15 protein-coding genes are annotated in these 19,437 nt (G+C 70.2%); 6 read left to right on the forward strand and 9 right to left on the reverse strand.

The genetic code is table 11. The features are described from left to right. Nucleotide 1: 1 nt before the first annotated feature. Together C4V41_RS11755 and C4V41_RS11760 are read right to left on the reverse strand one after the other, a co-directional pair. On the reverse strand, nt 2–424 hold the full coding sequence (locus C4V41_RS11755) for a roadblock/LC7 domain-containing protein (RefSeq protein WP_103955861.1): 423 nt from the start codon (nt 422–424) through the stop codon (nt 2–4). Continuing rightward, nucleotides 421–3,060 carry a nitrate- and nitrite sensing domain-containing protein gene (locus tag C4V41_RS11760; RefSeq protein ID WP_103955862.1) on the reverse strand — a complete coding sequence of 880 codons (2,640 nt, stop codon included), beginning with the start codon at nt 3,058–3,060 and terminating at the stop codon, nt 421–423. The genes C4V41_RS11755 and C4V41_RS11760 overlap by 4 nt, the downstream gene beginning before the upstream one ends. 339 nt (nt 3,061–3,399) lie before the next feature. Here C4V41_RS11760 and C4V41_RS11765 point away from each other — a divergent pair, with 339 nt between their 5' ends. The 5 genes from C4V41_RS11765 to betA all read left to right on the forward strand — a co-directional run bounded on the left by C4V41_RS11765 (nt 3,400) and on the right by betA (nt 9,969). Next, on the forward strand, nt 3,400–4,455 hold the full coding sequence (locus C4V41_RS11765; RefSeq protein ID WP_327536865.1) for a quaternary amine ABC transporter ATP-binding protein: 1,056 nt from the start codon (nt 3,400–3,402) through the stop codon (nt 4,453–4,455). After that, the gene (locus tag C4V41_RS11770) at nt 4,452–6,365 is read left to right on the forward strand and encodes an ABC transporter permease (protein ID WP_103955864.1); all 1,914 of its coding nucleotides are present in this window, start codon (nt 4,452–4,454) and stop codon (nt 6,363–6,365) included. Before C4V41_RS11765 ends, C4V41_RS11770 begins: the two co-directional genes overlap by 4 nt. Further along, a complete protein-coding gene (locus C4V41_RS11775; protein WP_103955865.1) occupies nt 6,362–7,339 on the forward strand; it encodes an ABC transporter substrate-binding protein in 978 nt (325 codons plus the stop codon). The genes C4V41_RS11770 and C4V41_RS11775 overlap by 4 nt, the downstream gene beginning before the upstream one ends. A 69-nt stretch (nt 7,340–7,408) precedes the next feature. Continuing rightward, nucleotides 7,409–8,344, forward strand: a complete 936-nt coding sequence (locus C4V41_RS11780) for an ABC transporter substrate-binding protein (RefSeq protein WP_103955866.1) — start codon at nt 7,409–7,411, stop codon at nt 8,342–8,344. Then, the gene (betA, locus tag C4V41_RS11785; protein WP_103955867.1) at nt 8,341–9,969 is read left to right on the forward strand and encodes a choline dehydrogenase; all 1,629 of its coding nucleotides are present in this window, start codon (nt 8,341–8,343) and stop codon (nt 9,967–9,969) included. Before C4V41_RS11780 ends, betA begins: the two co-directional genes overlap by 4 nt. On the opposite strand, the gene C4V41_RS11790 is transcribed toward betA, so the two are convergent. Both C4V41_RS11790 and C4V41_RS11795 read right to left on the reverse strand, forming a co-directional pair. Next, nucleotides 9,951–10,754, reverse strand: a complete 804-nt coding sequence (locus C4V41_RS11790) for an ABC transporter permease (protein WP_103955868.1) — start codon at nt 10,752–10,754, stop codon at nt 9,951–9,953. The two genes, betA and C4V41_RS11790, sit on opposite strands and share 19 nt — an antisense overlap. After that, entirely contained in the window at nt 10,751–11,689 is a 939-nt protein-coding gene (locus C4V41_RS11795; protein WP_103955869.1) for an ATP-binding cassette domain-containing protein, read from the reverse strand. The genes C4V41_RS11790 and C4V41_RS11795 overlap by 4 nt, the downstream gene beginning before the upstream one ends. Nucleotides 11,690–11,768: 79 nt before the next feature. On the opposite strand from C4V41_RS11795, the gene C4V41_RS11800 reads away from it, so the two are divergent. Beyond that, nucleotides 11,769–12,542, forward strand: coding sequence for a TetR/AcrR family transcriptional regulator (locus tag C4V41_RS11800; protein WP_103956516.1), 774 nt, complete (start codon nt 11,769–11,771; stop codon nt 12,540–12,542). A 26-nt stretch (nt 12,543–12,568) separates the two neighbouring features. On the opposite strand, the gene C4V41_RS11805 is transcribed toward C4V41_RS11800, so the two are convergent. The 5 genes from C4V41_RS11805 to C4V41_RS11825 all read right to left on the reverse strand — a co-directional run bounded on the left by C4V41_RS11805 (nt 12,569) and on the right by C4V41_RS11825 (nt 19,331). Continuing rightward, complete coding sequence (locus C4V41_RS11805) at nt 12,569–13,147, reverse strand: GTP-binding protein (RefSeq protein WP_103955870.1); 579 nt, start codon at nt 13,145–13,147, stop codon at nt 12,569–12,571. After that, on the reverse strand, nt 13,128–13,490 hold the full coding sequence (locus tag C4V41_RS11810) for a DUF742 domain-containing protein (RefSeq protein ID WP_103955871.1): 363 nt from the start codon (nt 13,488–13,490) through the stop codon (nt 13,128–13,130). Before C4V41_RS11810 ends, C4V41_RS11805 begins: the two co-directional genes overlap by 20 nt. A gap of 26 nt (nt 13,491–13,516) precedes the next feature. Then, on the reverse strand, nt 13,517–13,939 hold the full coding sequence (locus C4V41_RS11815; RefSeq protein WP_103955872.1) for a roadblock/LC7 domain-containing protein: 423 nt from the start codon (nt 13,937–13,939) through the stop codon (nt 13,517–13,519). Nucleotides 13,940–13,960: 21 nt separating this feature from the next. Next, nucleotides 13,961–16,885 carry a nitrate- and nitrite sensing domain-containing protein gene (locus C4V41_RS11820; protein WP_160150252.1) on the reverse strand — a complete coding sequence of 975 codons (2,925 nt, stop codon included), beginning with the start codon at nt 16,883–16,885 and terminating at the stop codon, nt 13,961–13,963. A gap of 220 nt (nt 16,886–17,105) precedes the next feature. Beyond that, nucleotides 17,106–19,331 carry a [protein-PII] uridylyltransferase gene (locus C4V41_RS11825; RefSeq protein ID WP_103955874.1) on the reverse strand — a complete coding sequence of 742 codons (2,226 nt, stop codon included), beginning with the start codon at nt 19,329–19,331 and terminating at the stop codon, nt 17,106–17,108. Between the last annotated feature and the right edge of the window lie 106 nt (nt 19,332–19,437).

Consider the following 19,437-nt stretch of genomic DNA (forward strand, 5'->3'; position numbering starts at 1 on the left):
ATCACCACGAGCGCGCGGCGGACAGCTCCGCCCGCACGGCAGGTGTGAGCACCTGCCCCGCACGCTCGACCAGGATCGTCATCTGGTAGGCCACCAAGCCCATGTCGCAGTCGGGGGCGGCCAGCACCGCCAGACAGGATCCATCGCTGATCGACATGATGAGCAACAGGCCGCGTCGCATCTCCACGATGGTCTGGACGACGCCTCCGCCCTCGAACACCCGCGCCGACCCCTGCGTCAGGCTCACCAGCCCCGCTCCGATGGCGGCGAGCTGGTCGGCGCGGTCCTGCGGGAAGCCCCGCGAGAAGGCCATGGGCAGGCCGTCGGCGGAGACGACCACCGCGTGCGCCACGCCGGGAACCTCGTCCACGAAGCCGCTGACCAGCCAGCTGATGTCCCTGGCAGCCTGGCTCAGCTCCCTCATGAGTCCTCCTCGAGCTCGGCGCGGCCCTTGCGCACACCCTGCTGGTAGCTGGCCAGTCTGGAACGCAGCCGGTCGGGAGACGGCGGAGGAGCGGGAACGGGCGGCGGCTGCGGGCTTGCGGTGCCCGGTACCAGATTCGCTCTTGGCGTCCGTTTCGGCAAGCCTGAGCTGGTGGTCCCGTTCTGGGCGGGTTCCGCAACGGCGTCGGCGGCCTGCCAGCCCTGGTCGGCCGGGGTCGTCCAGGGGGCCGGCTCCACGCGGTCGGCCGTGGCCGGGGCCTTGGAGAACCAGGTGCTCTCCTCGACGGAGGCGAAGATCGGCAGGAACTCGTCCTTGGACGGCGCGGGGGCGGCGCTCGGGGCGGCGTTCGGAGTGGCGTTCGGAGTGGCGAAGGCGGGCGGCGTGGCGAAGCTGGGGTACGACAGGTCCGGCGGCTGCTGCTCGACCGAGTTCGTGTGCGGCGAGCTGAACCAGGACGACGGCTGCGGCACGTGGTCGAACGACGGATGCCCCGGCGGCGGCCCGGTCAGTGGCCCAGTTAGTGGCCGGGTCAGCGGCCGGGACAGCGGCCCGTCGGGGAACGGCCCTCCGGACAGCGGCCCGGCTCCCGGCGGCGGCCCGTACATGGGCGCCTGCCGGTCCTGCCTGGGCGCCGGGACCCGCGACGGGAGCGCGGTCGGAACCGCGGTGAGCAGCGCGGGCGGGATCAGCACCATGGCGGTCAGCCCGCCGATGTCCTGCCGCCGGAGCTGCACCCTGATGTTGTGCCGCAGCGCCAGCCGCCCGACCACGAACAGTCCCATGCGCCGCGACACCGACACGTCCACGACCGGCGGGTTGGCCAGCCGCCAGTTGGCCTCGCCCAGCTCCTCCTGGCTCATGCCGATGCCGTTGTCGGTGACCGACATCATCAGGCTGCCGCCGTCGATGCGGCTGCTGGCGATGATGACCTTGGTGTCCCGTGAGGAGAACGACGCCGCGTTCTCGACCAGCTCGGCGAGCAGGTGGACCACGTCGGTGACGGCCTGCCCGGCGATGGCGACGTCCGACTCGACCTGAATGCTGACCCGGTCGTAGCTCTCGACCTCGCCGAGCGCGGCCCGCACGATGTCCATCAGCTCGACCGGCTCGCTCCACTTGCGCGCCGCCTCCTGCCCGGCCAGGACCAGGAGGTTCTCGCTGTTGCGCCGCATACGGGTGGCCAGGTGGTCGAGCCTGAACAGGTCGCCGAGCCTGGTGTCGTCGCGCTCGCCGCGCTCCAGCTTCTCGATCAGCGTGAGCTGCCGCTCGACCAGCGTCTGGCTGCGCCTGGACAGGTTGACGAACATGGCGTTGACGTTGGAACGCAACTGCGCCTCGTCGCCGGCCAGCCGGACGGCCTCGCGGTGCACCTCGTCGAACGCGCGCGCGACCTCGCCGACCTCGTCCTTGGAGAAGATGCCGATGGGCGGCACCTCGGCGTGGACCGCTCCTTCGCGCGACTCGCGCAGGTGCTGCACGAACTCGGGCAGCCGCTTGCCCGCGATCTCCAGTGCCTCGCCGCGCAGGCGGCGCAGGGGGCGTACCAGCGAGCGGGCCACTCCGGTGGTGATCAGCAGCACCGCCACGAGCAGCGCGAGCACGGCGCCGGCGGTGATGAACGCCCGCCGGCTCTCGTCCGCGCTGAGCGCCTCGCTGCGCGCCACGATGCCCTGGGCCCGGCCCTCCTCGATCTCGCGCATGGAGTCGACGACCACGGTCGCCGCGTCGAACCACTCCCTGGCGTCGTCGGGCTTGGCCTGGTCGAGCCCGCGCAGCGGGAGCCCCTTGGTGGCCCTGATCAGCACCAGCTCCCGCAGGAACAACATACGGTCGGCGGATCTGCCGTTGACGGTCTCGTCGAACAGGCGCCGCTCCTCGGCGGTGGCCTCGGCGGCGAAGCCCTTGCGCTCGCCGGCCTCCCTGGCCTGCTCGCCGAGCAGCCGCTTGAGCTGGTCCTGGTCGAACGCCCCCTCGACCAGGGCGACGGTGACCAGCGCCTGCTGGTAGGAGACGCTCTCCTTGGCGCGGGCGAGCCCGTCGAGCATGCGGGTCTGGCGGAACAGCTCGTCGTCCGAGCTGCCCTTGATGAGCTCGTTGTGCACGGACAGCAGGTCGTTGATCACCGTGGTGTAGAGCTCGACGGACGGGCCAGGCAGCAGGTTGGCCTCCAGGGCCTGCTCACGCAGCGCGGACAGGTCGTCGAGGCGGTTGAGCAGGCTTTCGAGCTGGTCGGCGGTACGTCCGCTGGCCTCGTTCAGCAGCGGCTGGGCGATGCCGCGCACCCGCCGGCTCGACTGGTCCACCTGGTCCATCTGGGCCTGGACCTCGCCGAGCCCGTCCTGCGGGCGATTCCTGGCGATGTACCAGGAGGTCGTGGCCCGCTCGGCGGACACCCAGTGGGTGAGCCCGCCCACCTCGGCGGACAGGCGGGCGAACTGGTTGGTGGCCGCGAAGTCGCCGGCGGCGGTCGTCGAGGAGAGCACCTGGATCCCGCCGAGCAGCACGGTGGCCGCCGTCGGAATCATGATGAGGGCGACGAGCCGCGCCCGGACCCGCCAATTGCGCAGCCGCCAGCCACCCTCGCTGGCGTGCTTGACGCCGAGCTGTGTACTCACCGAACGCACCTCGCCCGAATCGGCGTATATGAGGGGCCCTGCACCCCTGAGAAATCAGTAAGTGCGGGTAATTGGAACACAGACCATGGGTGGTGGCCAAGCGAACATAACGCGACAAATGTTGGGTCGTGTGACTGATGAGGATAGAACCTGGCGCTCCATGCCGGAAGCATGCAACGCGAGAAATACTCCAGTAACACAGCACGTGTCCGATTCTGGGTGTTTTGTTCGTTCCAAACGCGTAACGTGCTAGGCGCACCCTGGTCTCCGCAGGCCCACGGCGTTGAGATTCCCGCTATTCACCACATATGTTGAGCGACGTCAATCGAGGAGGCGAGTGTGGGAGATTCTCCCGACAGCGCGGCCATCACCGTTGCCGGCCTTTGGAAGATCTTCGGACCGAAGGCACAAAAGGTGCTGGACAGCGAGGACAAGCACCTGGACCCCGCCGCACTCAGGGAGAAGACCGGCTGCACCGCCGCCGTCAGAGACGTGAGCTTCGAGGTGCGCCCCGGCGAGGTCTTCGTGGTGATGGGCCTGTCGGGCAGCGGCAAGTCCACCCTCGTACGCTGCCTCACCCGCCTCATCGAGCCCAGCGCCGGCGAGATCACCATCGGCGGCGAGGACATCGGCCGCGCCTCGCCCGCCCGGCTCCGCGAGATCCGCCGCCACCAGGTCAGCATGGTCTTCCAGCATTTCGGCCTGCTGCCGCACCGCAAGGTGATCGACAACGTGGCCTACGGGCTGGAGATCCAGGGCACCGCCAGGCCCGCCAGGCACGAGCGGGCGGCCGAGATCCTCTCGCTCGTCGGCCTCGACGGCTACGCCGACGCCTACCCCGACCAGCTCTCCGGCGGCATGCAGCAGCGCGTGGGCCTGGCCAGGGCGCTGGCCGTGGATCCGCGGGTGATGCTGTTCGACGAGCCGTTCAGCGCGCTCGACCCGCTGATCCGCCGCGACATGCAGGCCGAGGTGATCCGGCTGCACCGCGAGGTCGGCAAGACGATGGTCTTCATCACGCACGACCTGTCCGAGGCGCTCAAGCTGGGCGAGCGGATCGCGATCATGCGGGCCGGCGCGATCGTGCAGCTCGGCACGGCCGAGGAGCTGGTGGGCGCGCCGGCCGACGACTACGTGGCCGACTTCGTCCGCGACGTGCCCAGGAGTCACGTGCTGACCCTGCGCTGGATCTGCCGCGACCCCGAGCCGGGCGAGCCGCTGGACGGGCCGGAGTTACCGGTCTCCACGGTCATCAAGGACGCCATCGGCGTCTCTTCCGCCTCTTCCCGCCCGATCAAGGTCATGGACGGCGACCGGCTGGCGGGCGTCGTCGACCGGGTGGACCTGCTCGGTTTCCTCTCCGGCCAGGACGTCGCGGTGAAGGCGGGCACATGAGCACCACGGCGGTCAGCACGCCCTCGGGGCTCCGGCTGCCGAGGTGGGTGCTGCCGGCCGGGGTGGTGGTCCTGTTCGCGGGCGCGTACCTGGTCTTCCAGGGCACGGGGACACTGCCGCACGACGACGAGGCGCCGCAGTTCCTCGCCGTCACCGACCTGCGCGAATGGATCGACGACCACCGCAACGACAACCCGCTCTTCCTGTACTTCCTCAACTACATCCGGCTCTTCGTGGGCGCGCTCTACGACCTGTTCCAGGGCACGCTGCACGCGCTCGGCTGGCCCGGCATCACCGGCGTCATGGGCGGGCTGGCCTGGCTGGCGGGCGGCTACCGGATCGCGCTGGTCGCGGTCGCGGGCGTGAGCGCGTTCGGCGTGCTCGGGCTGTGGGAGTCGAGCGTGGACACGCTGGCCCTGGTCTCGGTGGCGGTGCTGTTGTCGCTGCTCATCGGGATCCCGCTGGGCGTCTGGGCCGGGCTCTCGGGGCGCGTGCGGCGGGTGATCACTCCCGTGCTGGACGTCATGCAGATCATGCCGACGTTCGCGTATCTGGCGCCGCTGGCACTGTTCTTCCACATCGGCGCGCCCGCAGGGGCCATCGCGACGATGATCTACGCGATCCCGCCCGCCATCCGCATCAGCGCGCTGGCCATCTCGGAGGTCTCCCCCACGGCGGTCGAGGCATCGACCTCGCTGGGCGCGACGCGGCGGCAGACGCTGTTCAAGGTCTATCTGCCGCTGGCCAGGTCCACGATGGCGCTGGCGGTCAACCAGACGATCATGATGGCGCTGTCCATGGTGGTCATCGCGAACCTGATCTCGGCCCCCGGGCTGGGCGGCGACATCATCCGCGGCCTGTCGCGGGCCCAGGTCGGCATCATGCTGCCGGCCGGCATCGCGATCGTGATCATGGCGGTGCTGCTCGACCGGATGATGACGGCCGTCAGCCGGCGCGACCCGCACGCCAGGCGGCGCCGCAGTGACCTGATCGCGGCGGGCGCGCTGGCCGGGGCCGGGCTGGCGCTCATCCCGGTGCTGCCGCCGGTCTGGCCGGAGAACCTCACGATCAACCTCGTCGCCGAGGTCAACGACGCCGTGCGCTGGGCCGAGACCAACTGGTACGCGGTGACGACGTTCATCAAGGACGTCTTCTCCCACGGCCTGCTCAACCCGCTGGAGTCGCTGCTCGTCTCGGCCCCGTGGTGGCTGGTCGCGCTGGCGGTGCTGACCCTGGCCTGGCGGGTCAGCGGGGTACGCCCGGCGCTGATCGCCCTGGCCTGCCTGCTGGCGATCGCGCTGCTCGGCGTCTGGGAGCACACCATGCAGACGATGACCACGGTCGCCGTCGCGGTGCTGGTCACCCTGGTCATCGGCCTGCTGCTGGGGGTGGCCGCGGCCCGCTCGCCGCGCTACTCGGCCATCCAGCGGCCGCTGCTCGACGCGGCGCAGACGATGCCGGCGTTCGTCTACCTGCTGCCGGCGCTGGCGCTGTTCGAGACCACCCGGTTCACCGCGATCTTCGCGTCCGTCATCTACGCCGTCCCGCCGGTGGTACGCCTGGTCGAGGACGGCATCAAGGCCGTGCCCGCCACGGTCGTCGAGGCGGCGACCTCGGCGGGCTCCACCCCGCGCCAGCTCCTGTGGAAGGTGCAGTTGCCCATGGCCAGGCAGGCGATCCTGCTCGCGGCCAACCAGGGCATCGTGATGACGCTGGCCATGGTGGTCGTCGGCGGTCTGGTCGGGGCGGGGGCCCTCGGCTATGACGTGGTCGCCGGGTTCTCCCAGCGGACCGACTTCGGCATGGGCTTCGTGGCCGGCATCGCGACCGTACTGCTCGGAGTCATGCTCGACCGCATCACGCAGGGCGCCGACAGGCGTCCTTCCCCCCGAAAGAGGAAGTTCACATGAAGATTCGCCTGCTCGCAGGCCTCCTCGTCCTTGGACTCACCGCCGTCGGCTGCGGCGGTGCCACGGTAGAGACCGGCACTCCCCGTTCCTCCGCGCCGGCGGCCGGGGCCAGCGCCTCGACCGGGTCCGCCGGGACCGTGAAGATCGCGATCAACCCCTGGGTCGGTTACGAGGCCAGCGCGAACGTCGTCGCGTACCTGCTGAAGAACGAGCTCAACTACAACGTCGAGCTGCCCGAGATCAAGGAGCAGCTCGCCTGGGAGGGCTTCGAGACCGGCGACGTGGACGTCATCATCGAGAACTGGGGCCACCCCGACCTGAAGAAGAAGTTCATCGAGGAGAAGAAGACCGCGGTCGAGGCGGGCTCCACGGGCAACAAGGGCGTCATCGGCTGGTACATCCCCAAGTGGATGGCCGACGAGCACCCCGACATCACCGACTCCAAGAACCTCAACAAGTACGCCGGCCTGTTCAAGACCTCCGAGTCCGGCGGCAAGGGCCAGTTGCTGTTCGGCGACCCGTCGTACGTCAGCAACGAGGACGCCCTGATCAAGAACCTCAAGCTGAACTACAAGGTCGTCGTCGGCGGCAGCGAGGCCGCCCTGATCAAGGGCGCCCAGCAGGCGCAGGAGCAGAAGAAGGCGCTGCTGTTCTACTTCTGGGACCCGCACTGGCTGTTCAGCAAGACCGACCTGGTCCGGGTCAACCTGCCCGCCTACACCGAGGGCTGCGACGCCGACCCCAAGAAGGTGGCGTGCGACTACCCGGAGATGGACCTCGACAAGATCGTGGCCAAGCGGTTCGCCGACACCGGCGGCAAGGCATACGAGCTGGTCAAGAACTTCAACTGGACCAACGAGGACCAGAACGCCGTCGCCGACGACATGACCAACAACGGCATGAGCGGCGAAGAGGCGGCCAAGAAGTGGATCGAGGCCAACACCGCCAAGTGGCAGGCCTGGATCCCCAAGTGACCCCGTCCTGACCCCGTCTTGAGTCGCGGCCCCCGCGTTCGGCGGCGGGCCGCGGCCGCGGAGACCTCCATGCGAACGAAGACGCTCGTCGGGCCGCTGCTCGCGGCCCTGCTCCTGACCTCCTGCTCCGGCGCGGAGCCCGGCACCATCGCCCAGGCCAAGGGGACCGTCAACATCGACATCCACGCCTGGGTCGGCTACGAGGCCCAGGCCGCCGTGCTGGCCTATCTGCTCAAGAACGAGCTGGGCTACAAGGTGAACACCCGGCCCGTCAAAGAGGACCAGTCCTGGCGGGATTTCCAGTCGGGAAAGGTCGATGTGATCGTCGAAAGCTGGGGTCACAACGACTTGAAGAAGGAGTTCATCGAGGACAAGAAGGTCGCCCTGTCCGCCGGCCTCACCGGTAACAAGGGGGTCATCGGCTGGTACGTCCCCGAGTGGATGGCCAAAAAGTACCCCGACATTACGGACTACCGAAACCTCAATAAGTACGCGAGCCTTTTCCGGACCGACAAAACCGGAAATGCCGGCCAAGTTCTGGACGGAGACCCGACCTTCGTCACGAATGACGAGGCTCTCGTCAAGAACCTCGGGCTGAATTACAAGGTCGTCTACTCGGGCAGCGAGGCCGCGCTGATCAAGGCGGCGCAGAACGCGACGAGAAATCGGACGCCCTTATTGATGTATTTCTACGAGCCGCAATGGCTGTTCACGAAGGTGAGGCTCGTCAAGGTGGCGCTGCCCGCGTACGCCGTGGGCTGCGACGCCGACCCGGCCAAGGTGGCCTGCGACTATCCGCCGTATCTGCTGGACAAGATCGTGAGCAGGAGGTTCGCCGAGACCGGCGGGCCCGCGTACGAGCTGGTGCGCAACTTCACCTGGACCAACGACGACCAGAACACCGTCGCGAGCTCCATGATCAACGACAAGCTTACCGCCGAGGCGGCCGCCAAGCGGTGGGTGGCAGAGAACAAGATCGTGTGGAAGGACTGGATCCCCCGTTGAGGTTCGACTTCGTCATCGTGGGCGGCGGCTCGGCCGGTTGCGCCCTGGCCAATCGGCTGAGCGCCGACCCCTCGACGTCGGTGCTGGTGCTGGAGGCCGGCCGGCCCGACTACCTGTGGGACGTGTTCATCCACATGCCGGCCGCGCTGATGTTCCCGATCGGCAGCCGGTTCTACGACTGGAAGTACGAGTCCGAGCCCGAGCCGCACATGGACGGCCGCCGCATCTACCACGCCCGCGGCAAGGTGCTGGGCGGCTCCAGCAGCATCAACGGCATGATCTTCCAGCGCGGCAACCCGCTCGACTACGAGCGCTGGGCGGCCGATCCCGGCATGAAGCGGTGGGACTACGCGCACTGCCTGCCGTACTTCAAGAAGATGGAGACCTGCCTGGCCGACCCCGACACGGCCTTCCGCGGCGGCGCGGGCCCGCTGACCCTGGAGCGCGGCCCGGCCCGCGGCCCGCTGTTCGAGGCGTTCTTCGAGGCGGTGCAGCAGGCCGGCCATCCCCTGACGGACGACGTGAACGGCTACCGCCAGGAGGGCTTCGCCGCCTTCGACCGCAACATCCACCGCGGCCGCCGCCTCAGCGCCGCCCGCGCCTACCTGCACCCCGTACGCCACCGCCGCAACCTCACGATCAGGACCCGGGCCCTGGTGGAACGCGTGCTCTTCGACGGCACCAGGGCGGTCGGCGTGCAGTGCGACGGCGAGCGCATTGAGGCGTCCGAGGTCATCCTGTGCGGCGGCGCGATCAACACGCCCCAGTTGCTCCAGCTCTCCGGCGTGGGCCCGCAGGCGCTGCTGGAACCCCTGGGCATCAGGCCGGTCCTCGACCTGCCGGGCGTGGGCGAGAACCTCCAGGACCACCTGGAGGTCTACGTCCAGCACGCCTGCACCCGACCGGTGTCCCAGCAGCCCTCGCTGGCCATGTGGCGCCGGCCCTTCATCGGCGCGGACTGGCTGTTCCGCAGGAGCGGTCCTGGGGCGACGAACCACTTCGAGGCGGGCGGGTTCATCCGCTCGAACGACGAGGTGGCGTACCCGAACCTGATGTTCCACTTCCTGCCGATCGCGGTCCGCTACGACGGCTCGGCCCCCGCGGGCGGCCACGGCTACCAGGTGCACATCGGCCCGATGTACTCCGACTCCCGCGGCTCGGTCCGCATCACCTCCACCGACCCTCGGCAGAAGCCCGCTCTGCGCTTCAACTACCTGTCCACCGACCAGGACCGCAGGGAGTGGGTGGAGGCGATCAGGCACGCCAGGGCCATCCTCGCCCAGCCGGCCTGGGCGGATCTGGACGGCGGCGAGCTCTCCCCCGGCCCGGACGTGCGGACGGACGAGGAGATCCTCGCCTGGGTCGCCCGAGACGGCGAGACGGCGCTGCACCCGTCGTGCACCTGCAAGATGGGCACCGACGACCTGGCGGTGGTCGACCCGGACACCATGCGCGTCCACGGGCTGGAGGGCCTGCGCGTGGTGGACGCCTCGGCCATGCCGTACGTCACCAACGGCAACATCTACGCCCCGGTCATGATGCTCGCCGAGAAGTCCGCCGACCTCATCCTCGGCAACACCCCGCTGCCGCCGGAGCCCGTGGAGTTCTACCGGTCCAAGCGCTGATAGAGGCGGACCGACAGGGTGAAGAAGACGACGGTGATCACCAGGGGCCACACGACGGCCATCAGGACCGCGTGCTGGGCGATCCACGAGTCGCCGCCCCACCCCTGGTTCCCGAACAGGTGCCGGGCCGCCGCCACCGTGGACGACAACGGGTTCCACTCCGAGATCACGCCCAGCCAGCCCGGCATGGTGCCGGGGGCGACGAAGGCGTTCGACAGGAAGCCGATCGGGAACTCCAGGGTCTGGATCACCACCACCCCGCCGGGATCCTTGGTGATCAGGCCCAGGTACATGCCTGCCCACAGCAGCGAGAAGCGCAGCAGGAGCAGCAGGCCCACCCCGCCCAGCGCGCCCTGGAGCGTGGTCGGGCGCCAGCCGACCGCCAGGCCGCAGGCCAGCAGGCCGGCCAGGACGAGGACCGAGTTGAGCAGGTCGGCGACGGCCCGGCCGACCAGGACCGCGGAGGGCGCCATGGGCATCGAGCGGAACCGGTCGGTGACGCCCTTCGAGGCGTCCGCGGTGACGGCCATCATCGTGGCGCTGAGGCCGAAGAGCATCGTCATGCCGTACATGCCGGGCATGAGGAAGGTGAAGTAGTTCGTCCCGGCGGGCACCTGCACGGCGCCGCCGAACAGGTAGCCGAAGGCCAGGGTGATCATCACGGGGAAGATCACCCCGAACACCACCGTCATCGGCTGGTTGGCCCAGTGGATCAGGTCGCGGCGGGCGACCGTCCACCCGTCGGCCAGCGCCCATTTCAGCCGGTTCTCCGCGATCACGATCATCGTGCGCCACCTCCGGCGTCGGTGAGGTTGAGGAACACTTCGTCGAGCGTCGGACGGCGCAGCGCGACGTCCTCGGCCTCGATCCCGGCCGCCGCGAAGGCCGCGAGCACCTCGGTGAGCGACCGCACCCGCTCGCTCACCGGCACGCGCACGTGCCTGGTGTCCCGGTCGATCTCCGCCGGCCCCGGCACCAGCCGGCCGACGATCTCGGCCGCCTCCGCCAGCCGCGCCGGATCGTGGACCACCACGTCGAGCCGGTCGCCGCCGAGCTTCGACTTGAGCTCGTCGGGCGTGCCCTCGGCCACCACGCGGCCCGCGTCGATGACCGAGATCCGGTCCGCGAGCTGGTCGGCCTCCTCCAGGTATTGCGTGGTCAGCAGCACCGTGGTGCCGCCGGACACCAGGTCGCGCACCGCCCGCCAGATCTCCGTCCGGCTGCGCGGGTCGAGCCCGGTCGTCGGCTCGTCGAGGAACAGCACGGGCGGGGCCAGGATCATACCGGCCGCCAGGTCGAGGCGGCGGCGCATGCCGCCCGAATACTCCTTGGCCGGTCCCTTGTGCTCCAGCCCGAACCGCTCCAGCAGCTCCGCCGCCCTGGCCTTGGCCGCGGCCCCGCCCAGGTGGTAGAGGCGGCCGAACAGCTCCAGGTTCTGGCGGCCGGTGAGGACCTCGTCCACGGCGGCGTGCTGGCCGACCAGGCCGATGTTGCGGCGCACCTGGCGGGGGTGGGTGGTCACGTCGAAACCGGCCACCTCCGCTCGCCCGCCGGAGGGGCGCAGGAGCGTGGTGAGGATGCGGACGGCCGTGGTCTTGCCCGCGCCGTTGGGGCCGAGCAGGCCGCAGACCGTGCCCCGGGCCACGTCCAGGTCGATGCCGTCGAGCGCCGTCTTCTCGCCGTAGGTCTTGCGCAGGTTGTGCGCGAGTACCGCTGACATGCCGCCTCCTTCACGAATCGTACGCCGTACCGTACAGCCTACGATTCAAGAAGGCAACCGTACGGTGTACCGTACGAAGGTGACAGTTGAGTACTCCGGGAAGGGCGACCCGGCGCGCAGCCTCGCGCTGCTCTGGCGCACCAGCGAGCGGGCCAGCCGCAAGGGCAAGCCCGAGCTGAGCGTCGACCGCATCGTGCGCGCCGCCATCGAGGTGGCCGACGCCGAAGGGCTGCAGGCGCTGTCCATGCGCCGGGTGGCCGAACGGCTGGGCGTGGGGACGATGTCGCTCTACACGTACGTGCCGGGCAAGCCGGAGTTGTTCGACGTCATGCTCGACACCGTCTACGGCGAGACCGCCAGGCCACAGGACGTGCCCGGCGGCTGGCGGGGCCGGCTGGAGCAGATCGCCAGGGAGAACTGGGCCCTCTACCTGCGCCACCCGTGGCTGCTGCAGGTGGCGGCGAGCCGCCCGGCGCTCGGGCCGAACGTCACGGCCAAATACGACTACGAGCTGACCGCCATCGACGGCATCGGCCTGTCCGACCTGGAGATGGACTCGGTCATCACCCTGGTCACCGGCTTCGTGCACGGGGCGGCCAGGGGCGCGGTCGAGGCGGCGCAGGCGGAGAGCCGGACGGGCGTCAGCGACGAGCAGTGGTGGGCCGCGCACGCGCCCTTCCTCAGCCGGATCGCCGACGTCAGCAACTACCCCACGGCGGCCCGGGTCGGGCAGGCGGCGGGCGAGGCGCTCAACGCGGCCTACAGCCCGGAGCACGCCTTCGAGTTCGGCCTGGAGCGCGTGCTCGACGGCATCGAAACCCTGGTGAAGAAGCGGAGCGCCGCCACGGGGTGACGGCGCCTCTAAAAGATCTGGCGGATCTAGCTGACGGACGCGGCGCGCAGGCGCACGACGTGCTCGACCAGCGAGATCAGCGTGCCCTTGACCGAGTCGCGGTTGCGGGCGTCGGTGCGCACGATCGGCACGTGCGGCGACAGCGCGAGCGCCTCCCTGACCTCGTCCTCGCTGTGCGGGAACTGCCCCTCCCAGCCGTTGACGCCGACCACGAACGGCAGCTTGGCCTCTTCGAAGTAGTCGATGGCCGGGAAGCTGTCGGCCAGGCGGCGCGTGTCGAGCAGCACCACGGCGCCGATCGCGCCGCGCACGAGGTCGTCCCACATGAACCAGAACCGGTGCTGCCCGGGCGTGCCGAACAGGTAGAGGATCAGGTCGCGGTCGAGCGAGAGCCGGCCGAAGTCCATGGCCACGGTCGTGGTCTGCTTGTTCGGCGTCATGCCGAGGTCGTCGATGCCCGCGGACGCGTCGGTCATCACCGCTTCTGTGGTGAGCGGGAGGATCTCGGACACCGCCCCCACGAACGTCGTCTTCCCGACGCCGAAGCCACCGGCGACGACGATCTTCGTCGACGTGAGGCCGGGGCTAGAGCCTGCGTAGTCCACTGAGCACCCTTTCGAGCATGTTGAGGTCTGGCTGTCCCTGGCTGAGGCGTGGCTGGTGCAGGCGGACAAGCCCTTCGTCGGACATGTCCGCCACGAGCACCCGGGCCACGCCCAGCGGGACGCGGAGTAGGGCCGAGATCTCGGCGACCGACCGGAACGACCTGCAGAGCTGCATGATGGACTCCTGCTCGGGGGTGAGCATGGCCATCTCGTCATCCGGGATCGACATGGACGAGATCAACGTCTCCATCGCGAGGTGGTAGCGCGGCTCGGCGCGACCGCCCGTCATCGCGTACGGACGGAACAGGGGTTCTTCTTCCCCGATTCCGTCAGTGCCGTACACGGCCCTCTCCCATCAGTTCCATAACATCACCGGGTCCTGGCGGCCTGGAGTTCTGCGCGCAGGGCCGGTGTGAGCGCTTGTCCAGCCCTGTCTACCAGCAACGTCATCTGGTACGCCACGAGTCCCATGTCACAATCCGGACCCGCGAGCACGGTGAGAACGGAGCCGTCGCTGATCGCCATGACGATGAGCAGACCGCGCTGCATCTCGACGACGGTCTGCGTCACCGAGCCGCCCTCGAACACCCTGGACGCACCCACGGTCAGGCTCAGCAGGCCGGCGGAGACCGCGGCGAGCTGGTCGGCCCGGTCGGGCGGGAAGCCCTCCGAAGCGGCCAGGCACAGCCCGTCCGCCGAGACCACGACGGCGTGTGCGACTCCGGGCGTCTGGCGGACGAAGTCGGTGATCAGCCAGTCGAACCTGTGCGCCTCATGGCTAAGGGTTGTCACGCATCCTCCCCGGCGGGACGCTCACTCACTCTGTTCCTCCTGTCCACGTACTTCCTGACGGCCCCGTCGCACGCCCTGCTGGTAACTGGCCATCCGGTTGCGCATCCGGTCCGCTGAGACCGGAGGCGCCGGCGTCTGCCGCTGCGGCTGTTGCGCCTGCGCGGACTGGCTCGCCGTACCGGGCACCAGATTCGCCTTAGGGGTGCGTTTGGGGAGCCCGGCGGCGGTGATGCCACCAAGGCTGGGATCGCTGGCTGCGGCCGCCGCCTGCCAGCCGGCATCGGCGGCCGTTCGCCACGCTTCCTCCCCAGAGGGTACGGCTTGCGCGGGTGTGGCCTCTCCCCCATTTGCCGCATGCCGCCCGGGTTCTTCGGGCTTGCGGAACCAGGCGGACTCCACCGCCGCGAAGATGGGCAGGAACTCCTCCCGCTCCGGCTCCAACGGCGACACCTCGACCGAGGGCGCCGGGTCGGGCCGGCGCACGTCGTTGGTCGGGAACTGCGTGGGCGGCGGCGTCTGGAACGCGCCATTTCCCGATGCGCGAGAACCCGCGCCGGGGTACGAAGGGTAGCTTCCGGAGTCGAAAGAGGCCGGCTGCCTGCGGTAGGAGCCGCCGTCGGTGTCCGCGGTGAAGCCGCTCACGCCCGCTCTGCCCGGGTCGGAGGGGAACGCCCCGAACGCCGGTCCCGGCGCGCTGTCGTACGAGCGGGGACCCTGCCTGGCGTCGAACGCGCCGGGCCCCTGCCCGGCGGAGGCGCTGGGCCTGGCGGGATCGAACGCACCGGGCCTGGCGGGACCGTTGGCGGGGCTGTCGAACGCGCCCGGCCTGGCGGGACCATTGGCAGGGCCGTCGAACGTGCCCGGCCCCTGACGCGCGGGGCCGGGGTCGAACGCCTGCGGGACGTGCCTGCCCGCTCCGGCGGGCCGGGGACGGCCGTTGTCGACGGAGTCGAAGCTGCCGAACGACCTGAACGTCCCGTTCTGCACGGGCGCCGGCCCCGTCTGGCTGGGCACAGCGCCGCCGCCGAACGCCGGCCGCTGCGGCGGAGGCGGCTGGCTGCCGTCGGCGATCAGCGCGGGCGGCAGCAGCACCATGGCGATCAGGCCGTTGCCCTCGCCCTTGCGCAGTTGCACCCGGATGCCGTGGCGCAGCGCCAGGCGGCCGACCACGAACAGGCCCATGCGCCGGGAGACCGACACGTCCACGACGGGCGGCTCGGCCAGGCGCCGGTTGGCCTCGGCCAGCTCGTCCTCGGTCATGCTGATGCCGGTGTCGCTCACCGACAGCAGCGCGCCGCCGCCCTCGATGAGGCTGCTGGTGACGGTGACCTGGGAGTGGTTCGGGGAGAACTGGATGGCGTTCTCGACCAGCTCGGCGACCAGGTGCACGAGGTCGTTGGCGGCGCTGCCGAGCACCGAGGTGCCCCGGTGCACGCGGACCTGGACGCGCTCGTAGCCTTCGACCTCAGAGAGCGCGGCGCGTACGACGTCGACGAGCTTGGCCGGCTGGCTGCGCCGGCGGGTGGCCTCGTGGCCGGCCAGGACCAGGAGGTTCTCGGAGTTGCGCCGCATGCGGGTGGCGAGGTGGTCGAGCTTGAACAGGTCGGAGAGCCGGGCGCCGTCCTGCTCGCCCTTCTCCAGGCCGTCGATCAGCGAGATCTGCCGCTCGACCAGCGTCTGGGTGCGGCGCGAGAGGTTGACGAACATCGAGCTGATGTTGCTGCGCAGCTCGGCCTCCTCGCCCGCCAGGCGCACGGCCTGCCGGTGCACCTGGTCGAAGGCGCGGGCCACCTCACCGATCTCGTCGTTGCCCTCGACCTCGATCGGGTGCACCTCGGCCACGGACGTGTCGCCGCTGACGCGAAGCTGGTGCACCACGTCGGGCAGCCGGAACCCGGCCACCTCCAGGGCCTCGGTACGCAGCCGGCGCAGCGGGCTGACCATGGAGCGGGCGATGGCGACCGTGAGCAGCAGGACGAGCAGCAGCAGCGCCAGGATCAGGACACCGGCGATGATCGCGTTGCGGATCTCGGACTGGCGCAGCTCCTGGCTGCGCAGGTTCACCTTGGCGGCCAGCGACTTCTCGATCCCGTGCAGGACGTCGACGGCGGCCGTGTTCTGGGCGAACCACTCCTCGCGCTCCGCCCGCGCGGAGATCAGGTTGTCGGTGATCCTCGCGCCCGGCTCCCTGCTGCTGACCAGGGTGACCGCGCGGGACTTGGTGAGTTGGATGTTGACGTAGTCGGGCTGCGACGCCAGCGCCTTCGACAGTTCGGTGCCGATCTCGACGCCGGCCTCGGCGCCCACCTTCGAGATGTCGCTCTGCTGGCGGGCGTTGGAGGCGATGAACTGCTCGACCTCCTTGGAGCCCACGTTGCGGGTGTCGTAGGAGGCCCGCAGGAGCAGGACACGCTGCCGGGAGATCTCCTCCTTGGCCGCCGCGAGCGCGCTCAGGGCGCGGAACTGGCCGACGATCTGCACGTCCTGCGACATCAGGCTCAGCTCATCGTGCAGCTTGAGCAGGGTGTCGGTGAGGAAGTCGTACCGGATGGTGTTGGTCTGGCCCTCGGTCCTGATCTTCGGCAGGCGGCCGAGGTCGTAGCGGGCCTGGGCGGCGGCCTTGACCACGCGGGGGCCGTAGGAGTCGTCCATGGTGACGAGGTCCGCGCGGACGGACTTGACCAGGGCGTCGACGGCGGATTTGTACTCGGTGAGCTGGGGGTTCAGCTTCTTGCGCATCGCGCGGCTGGCCCCGATCCAGCCTCCGGTGTCACGCTCCAGCCCGATGGCCTGGACGAGGTCGCGGACGCGGCCCGCCTGCTCGGCCGCGGTGGCCGTGCGGTCGTAGTCGGCGATGCTCTGGACCGAGCCGACCACGCGCGCGCCTCCGAGCACCACACCGGCGATGGTGGGCACCAGGATGAGCGCGGTGAGCCGCCATCTCACGCGCCAGTTTCGCAGGCCGAGTCGCGGCAGTGACCGCTTGACGCGCTCCTGCCGCACGGCTGGCCCGCCGCCGCCGTTCCCCGTAGTCACCGCTCCGCTACCCCTCAATCGTCCCGTTAGCAACGGGTCATCAAGCCGTCCACAAGGTATCCGCAGGATCTGACTTATCAGGCATATCGGACACAATCGTTACAAATGCGACCGTGTTGTCTGTTGTTGGCTATCGCAGTGCGGCCAGGACTTGATCGCGGACTTGAGCCCTCTGCGCGTCGTCGCTGAGGGGGCGACCAGCGCGGTCCACAACGTAGAAGACGTCCACCGCCTCCGCGCCGAGAGTCTCTACGCGAGCGGCTCTCACGTCAAGAGCGCACTCCCCGAACGCCCGTCCAATGCGCCACAGAAGTCCCGGCCTGTCATGGGCCCTGACTTCCACCACGGTGGCGGTCGTGGAGGCGTCGTCCACCAAGGTCACACGGGGTGGAGCGACTGGAACGCGAGGGGGCCTCATAGATCGGGTGCGGCGTGCCAATCGTTGTTCGATGTCAAGACGTCCAGCAAGGACGAGACGGAGATCGGACTCCAGGGTCGCCGGGTCGGGAGGGGAGCCGTACTCGGGGATCACGGAGAACTCGATCACCGCCGTGGAACCGGCGGACGCGGACGACGCGGAGCGCACGACGAGCCGATGCGCGGACAGCACCCCGGCGGCGCTCCACAGCAGTCCGACCCGGTCGGGGGCGACGACCGTGACCGCTCCCCCGTTGACGCGGACGGCGCCGCCGCCGTGGCGGGCCAGCGCGGCCTGCTCGGGCGACAGGGTGGGCGGCTTGGGCGGGGGCGAGCCGGCCAGCACGGACCTGACGCGGCGCACGAGGTCGGCGACCAGGCCCGCCTTCCAGCTGTTCCAGGCGGCCGGGCCGGTCGCGTTGCCGTCGGCGACCGCCAGCGCGGCCAGCAGGTCGAGCACCTCGCGCGAGCCGACGGTCCCGGCGACCTTCTCGATCGTGACCGGGTCGTCGAGGTCTCTGCGGGTGGCGGTCTCGGGGAGCAGCAGGTGGTGGCGTACGACGGTGGCCAGCGTCTCCACGTCGGGCGCGGGCAGGCCGATGCGGGTGGCGATGTCGCGCACCACGACCTCGCCGGTCGCCGAGTGGTCGCCGGGCCAGCCCTTGCCCACGTCGTGCAGGAGCGCGCCGATCAGCAGGAGGTCGGGACGGGAGACCTCGCGGGTGTGGCTGGCGGCGTTCGCGGCGGCCTCGATCAGGTGGCGGTCGACCGTGAAGCGGTGGATCGGGTTGCGCTGCGGACGATGGCGTACGCGTTCCCAGTCAGGAAGCAGCTTGACAAGGATGCCCGCCTGGTCGAGCTCCTCCCACACGGGCACGGCGGCGCGGCCCGCGCCGAGAATCGACACCAGCGCGTCGCGCGCCTCCTCGGGCCACGGCACCGGCATCGGCGGTGACTGAGCTGCGAGGACGGACACCGTGGCGGGCGCCAGCGGCAGCCCGGAATCGGCCGCCGCGGCGGCCGCGCGCAGCACCAGGACGGGGTCTTTACGGGGATCGATGCCCCGGGCGAGCACCACTTCGCCACCGTGCTCGACCACGCCGTCCGCCAGCGGGCGGCGGCCTCGGGGAGCGGGCCCTGACAAGAGCCTGTCAACGGTGCGCCAGGTGGCGTCGAACGCGTGCGAGATCGTGCGGCCCGCCTCCGCGAGCCGGCGCATCAGCGCCTCAGCGTCCAGCAGGCCGAGCAGCCCGGCGACCGCGTCCTGCTCCTGCAGGACCAGCCGGTCGGTGCCGCGCGCGGTGACGACGTGCAGGGCGTGCCGCACGTCCAGGATGAACTCGTACGCCTCCCGCGCCCGCGGCCCCGGCGCCGAGGCGACCCAGGCGGCGGCCACGGCCTGCATCGCCTGGACGTCGCGGAGCCCGCCGCGCCCGTCCTTGAGGTCGGGTTCGAGGAGGAAGGCCAGCTCACCGCTGACCTGGGCGCGCTTGTCGGCCGCGTCACGCAGCTCGCCGAGCCTGCGCCGGGAGTCGGCGCGCCACTCGGCCAGCACCGCCTCCCTGGCCTTCCTGGTCAGCTCGGGGTCGCCGGCCACGTGCCTGGCCTGGATGAGGCCGAGCACGGCCTTCAGATCCTGCCTGGCGACCGACACCGCCTCGTCCACCGTGCGGACGGAGTGGTCGAGGTTGACCGCCGAATCCCAGATCGGATACCAGATCCGGTCGGCGATCCTGGCCACGTCGGCCCGGCCGTTGTGCAGCAGCACCAGGTCGAGGTCGCTGCCGGGGGCCAGCTCGCCCCTGCCGAGACTTCCGACGGCCACCAGCGAGACGTGGTCGCCGTCACTCGCCGTACGGAAGAGATCCTTGAGCCAGCGGTCGGTGTCGGCCGCGCGCTCCTTGCGGGCCGCGGCGTACGAACGGGCCTCTCCCCTCACTGCTGCGCCCCCTTGCCGAGCTCCGCCCGGACCCCGTTGTCCGGGCTTCGCCGCGGATCCGTCGTGAGAACCCTGTAGTGCTCCACCCGGACGCCGTTGTCCGGGT

This window comes from Nonomuraea solani, from assembly GCF_900108335.1.
In the GTDB taxonomy this organism is placed as follows: Bacteria; Actinomycetota; Actinomycetes; order Streptosporangiales; family Streptosporangiaceae; genus Nonomuraea; species Nonomuraea solani.